This window comes from Streptomyces sp. a15 (genome assembly GCF_059026085.1).
In genome coordinates this window covers 81426-96272 of the sequence record NZ_JBWLKM010000017.1, presented here as the reverse complement: position 1 = coordinate 96272, position 14847 = coordinate 81426, and the positions used below count along the sequence as shown (strand labels likewise).

The following is a 14847-nucleotide window of genomic DNA, read 5'->3' as shown; positions in this document are numbered from 1 at the left end:
CCTTGGCCGCCGCGATTCCACCCAGGGCAGAATGCCGACCCCTTCCCCTCACGTCCAGGAAATCTAGTCTGAAGAGGTGAGCAGCCAAGCGCCGAACCAAGCCCGCGTGATCCCCCTGCGCCCGCCCGCCGCGCGCCCCGGGACCACCGGCCCAGTGTCCGAACGCCCCGTCACCGCCCCTCCCGAGCCCGCCGCCAAGGAACCCCTCTTGCGCGACCTCGTCGGAGACGTCCTGCGGCGCGAACGCCTCGCCCAGGAACGCACGCTCAAGGACGTCGCCGATACGGCCAGGATTTCCATGCCGTACCTCTCCGAGGTGGAGCGCGGCCGCAAGGAAGCCTCCTCGGAGGTCCTCGCGGCCGCCGCCGGCGCCCTGGGCCTGGGCCTCGGCGACCTGCTGTCCCTGGCGCAGGGCGAGCTCGTCCGGCGAACGACGCCCCGGTCCGTCAGGAGCCACGGCCGCTCCACGGCGCCGTACAACGGGCTCTGCCTGGCCGCCTGACGAAGCCCGCGGCCGGCGCCTCAGACCGTCACGAGGCGCCGGCTCAGCACCTGGTCGGCGAGCCCGTACGCCACCGCCTCCTCGGCGGTGAACACCTTGTCCCGGTCCATGTCCGCGCGCAGCTTCGCGATGTCGTGGTGCGTGTGCCGCGCCAGGACCTCCTCCACCTGGGAGCGGATCCGCACCATCTCCTTGGCCTGCAGCGCGAGATCGGACACCGTGCCCCGCTGTCCGCCGCTGGCCGGCTGCCCGAGCAGCACGCGTGCGTGCTCGAGGACGATCCGCCGCCCGGCATCCCCGCCGGCCAGCAGTACGGCCGCCGTGGAGGCCGCCTGGCCGACGCAGACGGTCGAGATCGGCGCTTGGACGTACGTCATCGTGTCGTAGATCGCCATCAGCGAAGTGAACGAGCCGCCGGGGGAGTTGATGTAGATCGCGATCTCGTTCTCCGGGGCCGACGACTCCAGATGGAGGAGTTGCGCGATGACGACGTTCGCCACGCCGTCGTCGATCTGGGTGCCGAGGAAGATGATCCGCTCCGACAGCAGCCGGCTGAAGACGTCGTAGGACCGCTCGCCCTGCGGGGTCCGCTCGACGACGTTCGGAATCGTGTAGGTCCCCATGGTCACAGCCCCATCCGTCGCTTCGAGGCGCCCGGGCGGACGTCCGCGAAGGACTCCACGACCCGGTCGACCATGCCGTACTCCCTGGCCTGCTCGGCCGTGAACCAGCGGTCGCGGTCGCCGTCCCGGGAGATGGTCTCCGGGCTCTGCCCGGTGTGCTCCGCGGTGATCCGCTCCATGGTCCGCTTCAGTTGTTCCAGGTTCTCCGCCTGGATCTCGATGTCCGCGGTGGTGCCGCCGATGCCCGCCGACGGCTGGTGCATCATGATCCGCGCGTTGGGGAGCGCGTAGCGCTTGCCGGGGGTGCCCACGCTCAGCAGGAACTGGCCCATGCTCGCGGCGAAGCCCATGGCGAGCGTGGACACGTCGTTCGGGATCAGCCGCATCGTGTCGTAGATGGCCAGGCCCGCGTGCACGGAACCGCCCGGGCTGTTGACGTACAGGCTGATGTCGGTGCGCGGGTCCTCCGCGGACAGGATCAGCAGTTGGGCGCAGACCCGGTTCGCGGAGACCTCGTCGACCTGGGTGCCCAGCAGGACGATGCGCTGCGCGAGCAACTGGGCGGCCAGGTGGTCGTCGAAGCGCGTGGGCGCGGTGTCGCCTTCCTCGGCCCGCGGAGCGAGCATGGTGCGTGGAGTCATCGGTTCTCCTCGTGGTGGCGGGGATGCCGTCGACTCCACTCTTGGCCCCGGACGAGGCCGGAATGCGGATTCTCTGCCCGCGGCAGATTCGCTGCGGGCAGAGCGGGCGGTCGAGGGCCTGTCCGGCGGATCAGGTCACAGGAAATCGACGGCGCCTCATCGACGCGGGTGAGCGGGGCTTGGTGCGTCGAGCTGCGAGGCGGAGGAGGGCGTCGACGCGATGAGGGCCCCCGCGCGAGGTTGTTCGAGCGTGGGGGAGTCGGCAACCGACGACAACGCCGCAGATCGGCGTGCCAAGCCCCGCGTCTGCGGCATGATCCGCCGGACAGGTCCTGGGCCCCTACCGCGTCAGCCGTCGCCCTTCTCGCGCAGCTGCCGGAAGAACGCCCGCACGTCGCCCACCAGCAGGTCCGGCTCCTCCATCGCCGCGAAGTGCCCGCCCCGGTCGAACTCCGTCCAGCGCACGATGTTCTCCGTCCGCTCCGCCTTGTGGCGCAGCGGGATCTGCGGATCGCCGGGGAAGGACGCCACCGCGGTCGGGGCGGTCGAGGGCTTGTTCGGGGCGGCGACCCGGTCTCCCTCGGTGTGGGCGCGCTCGTAGTAGATCCGGGCGGACGAACCCGCCGTGCCCGTCAGCCAGTACAGCATCACGTTCGTCAGCATCAGGTCCCGGTCGACGGCCTCCTCGGGCAGCTCCTCGGAGTCGGTCCACTCCCGGAACTTCTCGACGATCCAGGCGAGTTGGCCGACCGGCGAGTCGGTGAGCGCGTAGGACAGGGTCTGCGGGCGGGTGTGCTGGATGCCGTAGTAGCCCGTGCCCTCGCGCGACCATTCGGCCCACCTGCGCCACGAGAGGAGCGTCCGCTCGCGTTCCCCGGGGCTCAGCGCCGCCAGCTCCTCGGGGGTCGGCTCGGTGGCCGCCTGCCCGCCGGGCAGCAGGTTGAGGTGGATGCCGATGACCCGGTCGGGGTGGACGCGGCCCAGTTCGCGGGAGATGCCGGCGCCCCAGTCGCCGCCCTGGGCGCCGAACCGCTCGTAGCCGAGGCGCGTCATCAGCTCGACCCACGCGTCGGCGATCCGGCGCGCCTCCCAGCCGGTGTCCCGGGTGGGCCCGGAGAACCCGAAGCCGGGGATGCTCGGCAGCACGACGTGGAAGGCGTCGGCGGGGTCACCGCCGTGCGCGGCCGGGTCCGTCAGAGGGCCCACGACATCGAGGAACTCGACGATCGAGCCCGGCCAGCCGTGCGTGATGATCAGCGGGGTGGCGTCGGGCTCGGGGGAGCGGATGTGTGCGAAGTGCACGTGCGCGCCGTCGATCTCGGTCGTGAACTGCGGCCACGCGTTCAGCCGCGCCTCGGCCGCCCGCCAGTCGTACGTGTGCCGCCAGTACCGCACCAGGTCGCGCAGGTAGTCCGACGGAACTCCGTACGCCCAGCCCACCCCTGGCAGCTCGTCCGGCCACCGGGTCCGGTCCAGGCGGTCGTGCAGGTCGTCCAGATCGCTCTGCGGTATGTCGACACGGAAGGGCTGGATGCCGCGGTGAGCGGGTGAAGACGTCATGGCCGCGATGCTAGTTCCGAACGGTGTATCGGCCACCTGGATTAACCGGCGGCCCGGCCGATGAGTTCCGGGGTGAGGATCGGTCGACACAGGTGACAGCTTTCCGCACGCCCAGGAGGTACCCATGGCAACCGACGGTTTCACCACGTGTCTCTGGTTCGACGGCCAGGCCGAGGAGGCCGCCCACTACTACGTCTCGGTCTTCAAGAACTCCAGCGTCGGCAGGGTCATGCACTACCCCGAGGGCGCGCCCCAGCCCGCCGGCACCGTGCTGACCGTCGAGTTCACGGCCAACGGCCACAAGTTCCTCGCACTCAACGGCGGCCCCGAGTTCAAGTTCACCGAGGCGGTCTCCTTCATGATCTTCTGCGAGAACCAGGAGGAGATCGACTACTACTGGGCCAAGCTCACCGAGAACGGCGGCGAGCCCGGCCCATGCGGCTGGCTCAAGGACAAGTACGGGGTGTCCTGGCAGGTCGTCCCGGACCGGCTCGTCGACATGATCTCCGACCCGGACCCGGCGAAGGCGGCCCGCGTGACCAAGGCGTTCATGGCGATGACCAAGTTCGACATCGCTGCCCTGGACAAGGCCTACGCGGGCGAGTGACGCACCCGCGTCGCTGCGGCCCGCGTAACCACTCGGTTTCCCGAGGTTAATTTCCGCGCCCCACGGGTTGGCGCCGGACCACCCTCTCGTTATCGTTCACGCACTTCACTCAATCGTTCCGCTGAACGAATAGCGAGAGGGTCGGTCGGTCCATGTCCGACATCCACCATCCGGGACGGCGGTCGGTACTGGCCGCGGGCGCGGCCTCGCTGCTGTCCGGCTGCACAGGCGTCGCGTCCACCCCCGTCCTGCCGGCCGCCGCGGCGAAGGGCGCCCCCGACCGCGGCGGCACCCTGCGCATCGCCCGGCCGCCCGCCTCCGACGCCGAGACCCTGGACCCGGCGAGCGCCCTGTCGGCGTACGAATACCTGGGCGCCCTCTACAACCGGCTGGTCCGCGTCGACGCGAACGGCGAGCTCGCCCCCGACCTGGCCGAGTCCTGGGAGCCCGACAGCACGGCCCGCACCTGGACCTTCCGGCTCCGCAAGGGCGTCACCTTCCACCACGGCCGCCCCTTCACCGCCGCCGACGCGGTCTACACGCTCCGCCACATCCTCGACAAGGCGACGGCGTCCCCGCAGGCCGCCGTACTCGCCCCGCTCGTCGACCCGGAGCGGCTGCGCACCCCCGACGCCCACACCCTCGTCGTCCCGCTCAAGTCCCCGAACGCCGAGTTCCCGAGCCTCCTCACGCACTACAACTGCTACGTCGTCCCGGACGGCAGCGCGAAGTCGATCGGCCGCACCGGCATCGGCACCGGCCCCTTCCAGCTGGAGTCCTTCGCGCCCGCCGGACCCGGCCGGGTCACCGCGTACCGGGACCACTGGGCGGGCGCTCCCGTCCTCGACGCCATCGCCTTCTACTCGGTCGCCGACATGTCGGCCCGCTCGAACGCCCTGCTCGCGGGCCAGGTGGACCTGCTCTCCCAGACCAACCTCGACTTCGCGACCGCCCGGGTGGTCGCCGCCTCCGACCGGGCCACCATCGCGCGCGTGAAGAACGCCCAGTGGTACGTCCTGCCGATGCTCACCACGGAGAAGCCCTTCACCGACGTCCGGGTACGGCAGGCCATGAAGCTCGCCTACGACCCCGAGCACGTCGTCAAGGTCGCCCTCCAGGGCGCGGGCACCGCAGGCTGGGACAACCCCGTGCCGCCGAGCGACCCGGTCCACATCCCCGCGCACCCGAAGCACGACCCGGAACAGGCGCGTCACCTGCTCAAGAAGGCGGGCCAGGAGGGCCTCGCCGTCGACCTCCACACCTCCTCCTACGACCCGCTGTTCACGCCCATGGCCCTCGCCTACCAGGACTCGGCCAGACGGGCCGGCATCCGCATCCGGGTCAAGACGGCGTCGGCGGACTCGTACTACACGCAGATCTGGATGAAGAAGCCCCTGATGGCCACCTACTGGTTCACCGGCCGACCCGTCGACCAGCTCTTCACCCAGATCTTCCGCAGCGGCTCCTCGTACAACGAAACAGCCTGGTCCGACAAGGACTTCGACGCCCTCCTGGACCGGGCGCGCGCCGAGACGGACGACACGCGGCGCCGCGAGCTGTACGGCGAGGCGCAGACGATGGTGATCGAGAAGGGCGGGGCGATGACCCCGATGTTCGCCGACCGGCTCGTCGGGATCTCGCGCAAGGTGCGCGGATACGCCGAGCACGGCTTCGAGTTCGACTACCTCGGCATCGGCCTGAAGGGAGCCTGAGGATGCTCTCCTTCCTGGCCCGCCGGATCGCGGCCGCCCTCGGCACGCTCTTCCTCTCCTCCGTGCTGGTCTTCCTCGCCGTTCAGGCCCTGCCCGGTGACGTCGCCACCCAGGTCCTCGGCAAGGACGCCACCCCGGACGCCGTCGCCGCACTGCGGGGGCAGCTCGGGCTCGACCGGCCCGCCTGGGAGCGCTACGCCGACTGGATCGCGGGCGCCACGCACGGCGACTTCGGTACCTCCCTCGTCTCCAGCCGGCCGGTGGGCGGCGAGGTGGCGTCGTACCTCGGCAACTCCGCGCTGATAGCCCTCGTGACCGTCCTCTTCGCCGTCACCGGATCGGTCGTCCTCGGCATCCTCGCGGGCCTGTACCGCGACCGCTGGCCCGACCACGTCATCTCGACCGCGAGCCTCGTCGGCATGAGCGTCCCCGAGTTCGTCGTGGCGACCGTGCTGGTGCTGTGCTTCTCGGTGGCGCTGCCGTGGTTCCCCGCGGTCGTCCTCTACGGCCCGGACGCCACCGTCGGCCAACTCCTGCCCGCCGTCTGGCTCCCCGCCCTCGCGCTCGCCGTGGTCATGGCCGCGTACATCGTCCGCATGACCCGTACCTCGGTGATCGACGTGATGGCGGGCGAGTTCGTCACGACCGCCCGGCTGAAGGGCCTGTCGACCTGGAGGGTCGTCACCCGGCACGCCCTGCCGAGCGCTCTGCTGCCCACCCTGCACGTTATCGCCCTCAACGTCGCCTGGCTCGCGGGCGGCGTCGCCGTCGTCGAGAACGTCTTCAACTACCCCGGCATCGGCAAGCTGATGCTCTCCTCGGTGCAGAACCGGGACCTGCCCGTCATCCAGGCCATCGCCCTGATCAGCGCGGTCGTCTACGTCGTCTGCAACCTCGCCGCCGACCTCGGCGCGATGGCCCTCGACCCCAAGCTCCGCACGCGCGGGAGGACCCGATGACCACGCTCGCCGCAGCCCCGGCGGCCGCACGCGCCTGGCGCACCCTGCGCACCTCGCGCACCGCCGTCCTCGGCCTCGCCGTCGTCGCCGTACACGTCGTGATCGCCCTGCTGGCCCCGCTCCTCACCTCCTACGACCCCATCGCCAACGACCCCGCGCAGGCACTGCTCGGCCCGAGCCCGCAACACTGGGCGGGCACCGACCAGTACGGCCGTGACGTCCTGGCGCGCGTGCTGTACGGCGGCCGGTACGCGCTCGGCGTGTCCGTCGCCGCGACCGTGCTGACCGTCGCCCTCGGCACGGTGGTCGGCTGCGCGGTCGCACTGCGCGCCGGCCTGTTCGACGACGTGCTCGGACGGATCCTGGACGCCGTGCTGTCCGTGCCCTCCGTCCTGGCGCTGCTCGTCGTCGTGACCGCGCTCGGCACCGGCCCGGCCGTCATCGTCCTCGCCGTCGCCGTCGTGTACGTCCCTCAGGTCGTGCGCGTCGTGCGCGGCGCCGCCCTCGCGGTGGTGCCCGCCGACTACGTGACCGCCGCCCGCGCCCGCGGGGAGAGCACCTGGTCGATCCTGCGCCGGGAGATCCTGCCCAACATCACGGACGTGGTGTACGTCGAGTTCGCCATGCGGGCCTCCTGGGTCGTGCTGCTGATCTCCTCGCTGTCCTTCCTCGGCTTCGGCGCCGACCCGCCGACCCCCGACTGGGGTCTGATGGTCGCCGAGAACCGCACCGCCATCACCGTCGTCCCGATGGCGAGCCTCGCGCCGATCATCGCCCTGGCCACGCTCGTGGTCGGGCTCAACCTCGCGGCCGACGGCCTGTCCAAGGCGTGGGGCGTGGACCGGATCAGGGAGGGCTCCTGATGGCCTCGATCGTTGCCGTGAACTCCCTGTCGGTGGCTTACCGTTCGGGCGGCCGGGACGTGCCCGTGGTGCGCGAGGTGTCCCTGGAGGTCGCCGAGGGGCGGACGCTCGCCCTCGTCGGCGAGTCCGGCAGCGGCAAGTCGACCGTCGCCGCGACCCTGCTGGGGCATCTGCGGCACGGCTCCCGCATCACCGGGGGCTCGGTCCGCGTGGACGGCCGCGAGGTCTTCGCGCTTCCCGCACGGGAGTTGCGGCGCCTGCGCGGCGGGACCGTCGCGATGGTCGCCCAGAACGCGGGGCATGCGCTCACCCCCTCGATGCGGATCGGGAAGCAGATCGAGGAGGTCGGCGGTGATGTCCCCGTCGTCGAGCTGCTCGAACAGGTCCGGCTGCCCCGCCCCGCCGAGCTGGCCCGCCGCTACCCGCACGAGCTGTCCGGCGGCCAGCAGCAGCGCGTCGCCATCGCCATGGCCGTCGCGGCCCGCCCGAAGCTCCTGGTCCTCGACGAGCCGACCACCGGCCTGGACGTCGTCACCCAGCGCAGCGTCCTCGACCTGATCGCCGCACTGCGTGACGAACTCGGCCTGGCGGCCCTGCTGGTGAGCCACGACCTGGGCGTGGTCGCGCACCTGGCCGACGAGGTGACCGTGCTGCACTCGGGCCGGGCGGTCGAGTCGGCGCCCACGCGGAAGCTGTTCGCCGCACCCGAAGGCCCGTACACCCGAAGGCTGTTGGCGAGCGTGCCGCGCCTCGACGACGCCGGGCTCGCGCTCGTGGGTGAGGCGGGGGAGCGGGAGGTCAGGCCCAAGGCCGACGTGGCCGCAGACGCCCCGGTCGTCCTCTGCGCGCGCGACGTCACCATCGACTACGGCAGGTCCCGCGCCGTGCACGGCGTCTCCTTCGACGTCCGGCGCGGTGAAGTCCTCGCGCTCGTCGGCGAGTCGGGCAGCGGCAAGTCGACCCTCGCGTGGACACTGGCGGGCCTGCGCACCCCGTCCGGCGGCACCATGACGCACGAGGCCGGCGACCTGAACCCGCCCGCGCACCAGAGGCCACTGCCCCTGCGCCGCCGCGTCCAGCTGGTCTTCCAGAACGCGGACACCTCGCTCAACCCCCGCCGCTCGGTGGGCGAAGCGGTCCGACGGCCCCTGCGCTTCTTCGGCACCGCGACCAGTCGTACCGACGCGGCCGAGCGCGCCCGGCAGCTCATCTCGGACGTGCGCCTCGACCCGGCCCTCGCCGACCGCCTGCCCGCGCAGCTCTCCGGCGGTCAGCGGCAGCGCATCGGCATCGCCCGGGCGCTCGCGGGCGAGCCGGACGTGCTGATCGCCGACGAGATCACCACCGCCCTCGACGTCTCCGTGCAGGCCGACGTCCTCAGGCTGCTCGACGACCTGCGCCGGGAACGCGCTCTCGCCTGTCTGTTCATCAGCCATGACCTGGCCGTCGTACGCGGCGTGGCGGACCGGGTCCTCGTCCTGCGGCACGGCGTGGTCGTCGAGGAAGGCCCGACGGAAGTCGTCTTCGCCGCGCCCGGGCACCCCTACACCCGGCAGCTGATGGCGGCCGCCCTCGAACCCGACCCCGACGCGCAGCCGTTCGTCGAGGACGTCGCCGAGTGGGAGGACGCCGCCGCACCGGACGACCTGTGGACCGACCACGGCGACGGCCATCGCGTCCGCCGCTGGAGCCCCGTCAACACCCCGATCGCTGAAGGAGTTTCGTGAGGTACCGCGAGCAGTTCGAGCGCCAGGTGATCCGCGAGGACGTCTGGATCCCCACCCGGGACGGAAGGACCCGGCTGCACGCCCGCGTCTGGCGGCCCGCCGACGCCGAGTCCGACCCCGTGCCCGCGCTGCTCGAGTACCTCCCGTACCGCAAGAGCGACTGGACCGCCCCGCGCGACGCCCAGCGCCACCCCTGGTACGCCGGTCACGGCTACGCCTCCGTCCGCGTCGACATCCGCGGCCACGGCGACAGCGAGGGCACGCCCGGCGACGAGTACGACGCGCAGGAGCTCGCGGACGGTGTCGACGTCGTCGACTGGCTTGCCGCGCAGCGCTGGTGCACCGGCAAGGTCGGCATGTTCGGCATCTCGTGGGGCGGCTTCAACGCGCTCCAGATCGCCGCGCTCGCCCCCGAACCGCTGAAGGCGATCGTCACCGTCTGCTCGACCGACGACCGCTACGACAACGACGTCCACTACACCGGAGGCGCCGTCCTCGGCATCGACATGCCCGCCTGGGCCGGCACCATGCTCGCCTTCGCCTCCCGCCCACCGGACCCGGCGACCGTCGGCGCCGACCGCTGGCTGCCGATGTGGCGCGAGCGCCTGGACGCCCTCGAACCCTTCCTGCACACCTGGCTGGACCACCAGCAGCGCGACGCCTACTGGCGGCACGGAAGCGTCTGCGAGGACTACGGGGCGCTGCAGGCGGCCGTCCTCGCCGTCGGCGGCTGGCACGACCCCTACCGGGACGCCGTGCTCCGGCTCGTCGAGCACCTGCCCGCCGACCGGGTACGGGGACTGATCGGCCCCTGGTCGCACCAGTACCCCGACCGGGGCCTCCCGCCGGGCCCCGCGATCGGCTTCCTCCAGGAGACCCTGCGCTGGTGGGACCAGCACCTGAAGGGCACCGACACGGGCGTCATGGAGGAGCCCCTCCTGCGCGCCTGGATCAACGACCCGGTGCCGCCCGCCACCTCGTACGACGAGATGCCGGGCCGCTGGGTCGGCGAGACCGACTGGCCCTCGCCGCACGTCACCTTCGAGAAGCGGGCCTTGGGTGCGAGCGCCCACCCGGTCCTCGTACGATCCCCGCAGCACACCGGCCTCGACGCCGGCCGCTTCTTCCCGTTCGGCAACGCGAGCGACCTGCCGCCGGACCAGCGCGAGGAGGACGGCCGTTCGGTCTGCTTCGACTCGGAGCCCCTCGCCGAGCGCGTCGAGATCCTCGGCCGCCCGCGCGTACGGCTCCGCCTGGACAGCGCCACCCCGCGGGCTCACGTCATCGCCCGGCTCTGCGACGTCGCCCCGGACGGCTCGTCCACCCTGGTCAGCCGTGGCGTGCTCAACCTGCTGAGCAGGCAGGGCCGCGACCGGGCCGTCGAGTGGACCCCGGGGACGTACGAGGACGTCGAGGTCGAGCTCAACGGCATCGGCTACGCCTTCCCGCCCGGCCACCGCGTCCGCGTCGCCGTCTCCGACGCGTACTGGCCGTGGGTGTGGCCGCACGGACAGCGCGGCGAACTGCGGGTCGTCCCCGCCGAGAGCGCCGTACTCCTCCCCGTACGGGAAGCCGTCGACGGCCCGCCGATCCGCTTCGAGGAACCCGAACAGGCCCCGCCGCTCGCCGTCATCTACGACCGGCCCCCCGACCCGGCTCCCGAGCGGCTCGTCACGCACGACGTGGCGAAGGGCGAGTGGACGCTGGAGGTCGACCCCAACTACGGGGGATCCCGGACCTACCCGGACGGACTGCGGTACGAGGAGAGCGCACAGGAGACCTACCGCATCCGCAGCGACGACCCGCTGTCCGCGCAGGCCGTGTCGCAGTGGCACATCCGGCTGCGGCGCGAGCAGAACCGCGGGGAGGACAGCGCCGACTGGGCCGCTGAGATCATGGTGCGCACGGAGCTGCGCGCCACGGCCGCGGACTTCATCATGGACAGTCGCGTCGAAGCACGGGCGAACGGAGAGACAGTGGCCAAGCGCGCATGGCACCGCACCACCCCGAGGACGTCCGGATGACGGCCGCGAAGCCCTCCCAGGCCGCGAAGTCCCCACGTCGTGCCGTCGCCGCCGCCGACCGTACCCGCCAGCCCACCGAGGTGCGCCGACGGCTCATCGTCGAGGCGGCCGTCCCGCTGATCGCCGAACGCGGCTATGCCTCGGTCGGGGTGCGGGACGTGGCCGCCGCGGCCGGGGTGTCCGTCGGTACCGTCACCTATCACTTCGGCAGCGTGCAGGAGATCCTCTCCGAGGCGATGGTGCTGCACATCGAGCGGTACTACGCCGAGCTGAGCGAGACCGCCGAGCAGGCCTCCAGCGCGGCCGAGGCGCTGCGGCTGCTGGTCGACGCCCTGTTCACCGAGGACACCGACCGGCACTGGCGGATGTGGTTCGACTACTGGAACGCCGGCGACCAGGGTACGGACGAGGCCTTCGCGCGCGGACAGGCCCAGCGGTACGAAGCCTGGCATCAGCAGATCCGCGCCCTGGCCGAACGGGGCGTCGCCGAGGGCGAGTTCACCGGCGACGACCTCGACGGCTTCACCGTCCGCTTCTCCGCCCTCGCCGACGGACTCGCCCTGCAACGGCTGCGCCAGGTGCCCGCGCTGAGCACCGAGGACGCGCGCCGTCACCTCAACCGGCTCATCGAGACCGAGCTCGTTCGCCGATCACCCGCGTGATCTCCCGGGCGATGCGCAGGATGCCGGGGGAGCGGACCGGGCAGGGCTTCGGCGTGGCCGTCGTGGGCGCCAGGCAGAAGTGCAGGTAGTCCTTGTCGAGGTGGAGGGCGGTGCGGTCCCGGTCGGGCTGGGTGCAGTAGTCCGGGTGGTCGTGCTCGTAGGCGGTGCACGGCAGGTACTGGACCCAGGTCTGCCGGGCACCGGCGGGGCTGACCGTCTTTCCCGCGTCGGCGACGAGGTCGCCCGCGGCGGCGGCCTGCTCCTCGTAGAGGCTGTTCACGCGCCGTACCCGGTCGGGGGTGATCGGGTCCGGGCCCTGCAGCACCCACACGATCTTCGGCCGCTTCGCCCCGCCGGCCGCCGCGATCTGCTCGGTGAGCCGCTCGGCGTCCGCGGCGTACCGCTCGAAGTACTCGGTGGGCGAGGCGTTGTGGGTGATCCCGTCCATGCACCAGGTGTAGCCCCAGGCGTTGCCCCAGAACTGCAGGACCACGTAGTCCGGGTGCAGCGACCGCACCAGGGCGGCCGCCTTGTCCCGGTCGGGGACGAGCGACCGCGCCCCGGTGCCCTCCAGGTAGTCGCACACCGTGGTCCCCGAGTAGGGGGCGCTCGTGTACTTCGCGCCCAGGTCGCGGCGCAGCTCCTCGCCGAGCACCCGCTGGTTCTCCATCGCCAGGGAATCGCCCAGGTACAGCACGGTGGGTGCCTTCGCCGGTGCGCGCGGCGAGGCGGGCGGCCGCCGGTGCTCGGTGGCGGGGGACGAGACGGGTACGTCGGGGGAGGGCGGCGCATCCTCCGGACCGGACGCCGGATCCGTGCACGCGCCGAGCAGCAGCCCGGCCAGCAGCATCCCCACGGCCCACACCCTGCGCATACGAGCACCCCCGCCCCGGCCGACGAAACGGCTCCCCAGGCAAGCACAGCCGGGCACAGGGCGGAAGACACCGGACCGGCCGAGGTCCGACCGTGACTCACACCCGGTCGGCCGCGATCAGCAGGTACTGGAAGCTGCCGTTCCGGTAGGCGGTCAGGAAGGTGTCCTCGATGCCCGTGACCAGGTGGTCCGCCTCCTTGCGCAGGTCCCAGTACGGGAGGGCCGCCTCCGTCAGATCTTCCACGTGGACGGGCACCAGCCGGTTCCTCGCCATGGCGCGAAAGTACTCCGAGCGCGGGTGGATGTCGCAGATGTAGTGGGCGTTGATGAGGGAGACCTCGCGGGAGGCCTGCCCGTAGGTGTCGTTGTAGCAGCCGGTGATCACCACATAGCGTCCGCCGCGGCGCAGCAGCCGGGCGTGCTCGGCGAACAGCAGGTCGAGCTCGACGTACATCGTCGACTCGTTGTTCCACGATGCCGCGAACTGACCCGCCGGGAAGCCGGTGTCCAGCATGTTGCGGTGGTGGTAGCGCACCCGGTCGTCGATGCCCCGCTTGCGGGCCTGGGCGTTCGCGAACTCGGCCTGCTTGGCGGAGATCGTCACGCCGTCGGTGCGGCAGCCGTACCTGAGATGGGCGACGACGCTGCCGCCGCCGCGCCCGCAGCCGGCGTCGAAGACGCGGTCGTCGGGGGTCAGCGGGCCGAGGTGGGCGGCGAGGAGTTCGGCCTGCGCGTGTTCCAGGCGGTGCAGTTCCGCGGTGATCCGCTCCCGCCGTCGGACGGGGTCGGGGTCGTCGAGCACGGAGCGGTCGACGTCTCCGAGGCCGTAGTGGTGGTGGTAGAGGTCGTCGAGCTTTCCGAGCTCGAGGTTGACCGGGTTCTCCTCGGCGTTCCAGTAGTCCGCGACACGGGTCTGGTACGTGGACTGGGTCGGCACCAGTGCTGTCGTGGTGCCGGCGTCGGCGGTCTTCAACGGTGGCTCCTCGTGGTGCGTCTGACGAGACGTCAGGGCGGGCTGTGTTACCAGTAGTTGGGCAGGTGATAGCGATGGGTGTTGGTGGCGTGCCACTCGTGGTTGCCGGACACCCAGGCAGCCAGGCTCCGGGCGTAGCGCTCGACGAGGGGCGAGCCGGCGGACAGCGCCGCGGACTCCTCCTCGAAGGTGTCCATGATCCGGTTGTGGATCTCCACCGCCTTCAGATAGGCGGCCTTCAGCCCGCACCCCTCGCCCGCGGCGATGACCTGCGGCAGGTTCAGGTGGGTCGGGTCGCTCGCCAGCTCCTTGGTGAAGGAGTACAGGTCGTTGACGATCGTGGTGGCGTTGCACGCGAGCGCCGTGATCCGCTGTATCTCGGGGCGGGCGTAGACCGCTTCGGGCAGTTCGTAGCCGTCCACCGCGTCGACGATCGACAGACAGGGCCGGAAGTTGTTGAACTGCCGCATCACCAGGTACTCCCAGACCCGGGGCACGTACCGGATCTCCGACCAGGCGGCCTCGGCGAGATAGCCGAGGTGCAGTCGGGCGATGTCGTGGACGAAGCGGTCCGTCTGACTGGGCGTGGCGAAGGCGGCGTAGTCCTTCAGGGCCCAGTGGTACGAGCGCAGCGGCCCGTCGGCCTGGACGCCCTCCCGCCACTGTTCCTCCAGCTCGGGGGTGCCGTGGAAGGGGTCGATCGCCGACTGGGCCAGGATCAGCCGGCCGCCGAGGCCGCGGGCGGAGGCGCCCCGGCCCTCGTCCTCCTCGCAGTAGCAGCTGTCGACGAGGTTCTCGGCCAGCAGCAGTTCGCCGGCGACGGTCAGGCGTTCGAGATCCACCGCGCCCGGATGCTGGAGCACCACGGCCCGGCCGAACTGGAACCCCGAGAAGTCGCCCGTCCAGGCCGGCGGGAACAGGTCGAGCCGGCGGGCCCAGGCCTCCAGTCTCTCGTCGACCTCCCGCACCTTCTCCGGGTCGGCGGGGACGGCGGGCCGGTACCTGAGACCGGGGACCGGGCCGCCACGCCGGGCTCGTGGCGTGGGGGCGAGGCTCGGGGGGCCGGGAATGCGCAGGTTGGAACCCGATGCAGGGGGTGAGCTCATTGACGTACTCCTCG

At 71.7% G+C, this 14847-nt stretch carries 14 protein-coding genes; 8 read left to right on the top strand and 6 right to left on the bottom strand.

All coding sequences use genetic code 11. The features are described from left to right. Nucleotides 1–76: 76 nt before the first annotated feature. Entirely contained in the window at nt 77–502 is a 426-nt protein-coding gene (locus AC5P09_RS19740; protein ID WP_307672640.1) for a helix-turn-helix domain-containing protein, read from the top strand. 20 nt (nt 503–522) lie between these two features. Here the strand turns inward: AC5P09_RS19740 and AC5P09_RS19735 are convergent, their stop codons facing one another. The 3 genes from AC5P09_RS19735 to AC5P09_RS19725 all read right to left on the bottom strand — a co-directional run bounded on the left by AC5P09_RS19735 (nt 523) and on the right by AC5P09_RS19725 (nt 3326). Then, nucleotides 523–1125 (bottom strand): ClpP family protease, encoded by a 603-nt coding sequence (locus AC5P09_RS19735; protein WP_493875138.1) that lies wholly within the window; start codon nt 1123–1125, stop codon nt 523–525. 2 nt (nt 1126–1127) lie between these two features. Next, nucleotides 1128–1766: an ATP-dependent Clp protease proteolytic subunit gene (locus tag AC5P09_RS19730; protein WP_307672638.1), complete on the bottom strand. Its 639-nt coding sequence runs from the start codon at nt 1764–1766 to the stop codon at nt 1128–1130. Nucleotides 1767–2114: 348 nt separating this feature from the next. Further along, the gene (locus AC5P09_RS19725; protein WP_493875137.1) at nt 2115–3326 is read right to left on the bottom strand and encodes an epoxide hydrolase family protein; all 1212 of its coding nucleotides are present in this window, start codon (nt 3324–3326) and stop codon (nt 2115–2117) included. Between the two features lie 124 nt (nt 3327–3450). On the opposite strand from AC5P09_RS19725, the gene AC5P09_RS19720 reads away from it, so the two are divergent. From AC5P09_RS19720 to AC5P09_RS19690, 7 genes are all read left to right on the top strand, one after another. Continuing rightward, nucleotides 3451–3933 carry a VOC family protein gene (locus tag AC5P09_RS19720; protein ID WP_493875136.1) on the top strand — a complete coding sequence of 161 codons (483 nt, stop codon included), beginning with the start codon at nt 3451–3453 and terminating at the stop codon, nt 3931–3933. A gap of 152 nt (nt 3934–4085) precedes the next feature. Further along, complete coding sequence (locus tag AC5P09_RS19715; protein WP_493875135.1) at nt 4086–5645, top strand: ABC transporter substrate-binding protein; 1560 nt, start codon at nt 4086–4088, stop codon at nt 5643–5645. Nucleotides 5646–5647: 2 nt separating this feature from the next. Continuing rightward, the gene (locus AC5P09_RS19710) at nt 5648–6604 is read left to right on the top strand and encodes an ABC transporter permease (protein ID WP_493875134.1); all 957 of its coding nucleotides are present in this window, start codon (nt 5648–5650) and stop codon (nt 6602–6604) included. Then, nucleotides 6601–7467, top strand: coding sequence for an ABC transporter permease (locus tag AC5P09_RS19705; RefSeq protein ID WP_493875133.1), 867 nt, complete (start codon nt 6601–6603; stop codon nt 7465–7467). The genes AC5P09_RS19710 and AC5P09_RS19705 overlap by 4 nt, the downstream gene beginning before the upstream one ends. Further along, nucleotides 7467–9194, top strand: coding sequence for a dipeptide ABC transporter ATP-binding protein (locus AC5P09_RS19700; RefSeq protein WP_493875132.1), 1728 nt, complete (start codon nt 7467–7469; stop codon nt 9192–9194). Before AC5P09_RS19705 ends, AC5P09_RS19700 begins: the two co-directional genes overlap by 1 nt. After that, nucleotides 9191–11218: a CocE/NonD family hydrolase gene (locus AC5P09_RS19695; RefSeq protein ID WP_493875131.1), complete on the top strand. Its 2028-nt coding sequence runs from the start codon at nt 9191–9193 to the stop codon at nt 11216–11218. The genes AC5P09_RS19700 and AC5P09_RS19695 overlap by 4 nt, the downstream gene beginning before the upstream one ends. Continuing rightward, on the top strand, nt 11215–11880 hold the full coding sequence (locus AC5P09_RS19690) for a TetR/AcrR family transcriptional regulator (RefSeq protein WP_266445839.1): 666 nt from the start codon (nt 11215–11217) through the stop codon (nt 11878–11880). The genes AC5P09_RS19695 and AC5P09_RS19690 overlap by 4 nt, the downstream gene beginning before the upstream one ends. Here AC5P09_RS19690 and AC5P09_RS19685 read toward each other — a convergent pair. From AC5P09_RS19685 to AC5P09_RS19675, 3 genes are all read right to left on the bottom strand, one after another. Continuing rightward, on the bottom strand, nt 11843–12754 hold the full coding sequence (locus tag AC5P09_RS19685) for an SGNH/GDSL hydrolase family protein (RefSeq protein WP_493875130.1): 912 nt from the start codon (nt 12752–12754) through the stop codon (nt 11843–11845). The two genes, AC5P09_RS19690 and AC5P09_RS19685, sit on opposite strands and share 38 nt — an antisense overlap. A gap of 97 nt (nt 12755–12851) precedes the next feature. Next, nucleotides 12852–13727 (bottom strand): geranyl diphosphate 2-C-methyltransferase, encoded by an 876-nt coding sequence (locus AC5P09_RS19680; RefSeq protein ID WP_493875129.1) that lies wholly within the window; start codon nt 13725–13727, stop codon nt 12852–12854. Nucleotides 13728–13774: 47 nt separating this feature from the next. Beyond that, complete coding sequence (locus tag AC5P09_RS19675; RefSeq protein WP_493875128.1) at nt 13775–14833, bottom strand: family 2 encapsulin nanocompartment cargo protein terpene cyclase; 1059 nt, start codon at nt 14831–14833, stop codon at nt 13775–13777. Between the last annotated feature and the right edge of the window lie 14 nt (nt 14834–14847).

Excerpts from the sequence above, each read along its gene's own strand:
- AC5P09_RS19675 (WP_493875128.1), bottom strand. The coding sequence starts at position 14,833 with ATGAGCTCACCCCCTGCATCGGGTTCCAACCTGCGCATTCCCGGCCCC.
- AC5P09_RS19715 (WP_493875135.1), top strand. The coding sequence starts at position 4,086 with ATGTCCGACATCCACCATCCGGGACGGCGGTCGGTACTGGCCGCGGGC.
- AC5P09_RS19690 (WP_266445839.1), top strand. The coding sequence starts at position 11,215 with ATGACGGCCGCGAAGCCCTCCCAGGCCGCGAAGTCCCCACGTCGTGCC.
- AC5P09_RS19685 (WP_493875130.1), bottom strand. The coding sequence starts at position 12,754 with ATGCGCAGGGTGTGGGCCGTGGGGATGCTGCTGGCCGGGCTGCTGCTC.
- AC5P09_RS19710 (WP_493875134.1), top strand. The coding sequence starts at position 5,648 with ATGCTCTCCTTCCTGGCCCGCCGGATCGCGGCCGCCCTCGGCACGCTC.
- AC5P09_RS19705 (WP_493875133.1), top strand. The coding sequence starts at position 6,601 with ATGACCACGCTCGCCGCAGCCCCGGCGGCCGCACGCGCCTGGCGCACC.
- AC5P09_RS19730 (WP_307672638.1), bottom strand. The coding sequence starts at position 1,766 with ATGACTCCACGCACCATGCTCGCTCCGCGGGCCGAGGAAGGCGACACC.
- AC5P09_RS19700 (WP_493875132.1), top strand. The coding sequence starts at position 7,467 with ATGGCCTCGATCGTTGCCGTGAACTCCCTGTCGGTGGCTTACCGTTCG.
- AC5P09_RS19725 (WP_493875137.1), bottom strand. The coding sequence starts at position 3,326 with ATGACGTCTTCACCCGCTCACCGCGGCATCCAGCCCTTCCGTGTCGAC.
- AC5P09_RS19735 (WP_493875138.1), bottom strand. The coding sequence starts at position 1,125 with ATGGGGACCTACACGATTCCGAACGTCGTCGAGCGGACCCCGCAGGGC.
- AC5P09_RS19720 (WP_493875136.1), top strand. The coding sequence starts at position 3,451 with ATGGCAACCGACGGTTTCACCACGTGTCTCTGGTTCGACGGCCAGGCC.